At 64.4% G+C, this 888-nt stretch carries 1 protein-coding gene and 1 pseudogene; one reads left to right on the forward strand and one right to left on the reverse strand.

Features of this window, described 5'->3' with window-relative positions; translation table 11 throughout:
• Positions 1-412, forward strand: a pseudogene (locus tag OP496_RS18130) (contractile injection system protein, VgrG/Pvc8 family); the annotation flags it as partial.
• Here the strand turns inward: OP496_RS18130 and OP496_RS18135 are convergent.
• Positions 409-888: hypothetical protein (locus OP496_RS18135; RefSeq protein WP_280565374.1), on the reverse strand; the 480-nt coding region annotated here is incomplete at its 5' end. The pseudogene OP496_RS18130 and the gene OP496_RS18135 sit on opposite strands and share 4 nt — an antisense overlap.

Consider the following 888-nt stretch of genomic DNA (forward strand, 5'->3'; position numbering starts at 1 on the left):
GAGCCTGCCCACCGTCCCCATTACGCCGGACATGGTGATTAGTGGCCGCATGAAGCTGGCCAAGCGTGGCAATGCGGGTAGCGTCGTCGCGCGGTGGCGTGATACGGACAACGCGACGACGCTTGAAATCACCGAAGGAGAGGGCGAACCGGTACAACGCCTGCAGACCATTCACCCCGACGAGGAAAGTGCCCGAGCCGCTGCCCGCGCCGAACTACGCCGAGGCCAGCGAGGCGAGCAGACCCTCGATCTCACCCTGCCCGGCAATACCGAACTGATGGCCGAAGGCCGGCTCTCGCTTTCAGGCTTTCGCGAGGGCGCCGACGGCGAATGGCTGATCACCTCGGTGTCGCACACCCTGAACGATGCCGGCTATCGCTCGCGAGTGAAGGGCGAGCTGCCGGGCGACTAGCGTTCCAGCGTCGCGCCGATCCCATTCACTGAGTTGGCCATCGAGCGCGTGAAGTTGCGCACGTGCTCTAGCTTGGCCTCGGCGTAGCGACACTTGATGCCCTGGGTCTCGCATAGCGAGGTCAGCGCCTTGAACTCTTCGCGTAGCCCTGCCACGTTGCGCACCGTCACCGCATCACCGCTGCGTTCGGCCTCGCCGAGTTGCTGGAAGAGCTGGCGCAGGCCGGAGTGATACATGGCGTCATCGCCGACCAGCTGCCCTTCACGCCATTCCTGCCAGGGGCGGATGAGCGGGTAGTCGATGACGATGGCGTTCTCGGCCTGCGGTGTATCGCGGCCCAGCCATTCCCCTTCCAACGCCAAGCGATGCACATACGCCACGGCCTCGGGCAGCTGATCGGTGCCCAGTTCGTCGATGTGCTCCACGCTGAAGCGCTGGTGAACCAGACGATACGCATCGTTGTGCATCAGGCTCTT

It is taken from the genome of Chromohalobacter sp. 48-RD10 (assembly GCF_029889785.1).
Classification (GTDB): domain Bacteria; phylum Pseudomonadota; class Gammaproteobacteria; order Pseudomonadales; family Halomonadaceae; genus Chromohalobacter.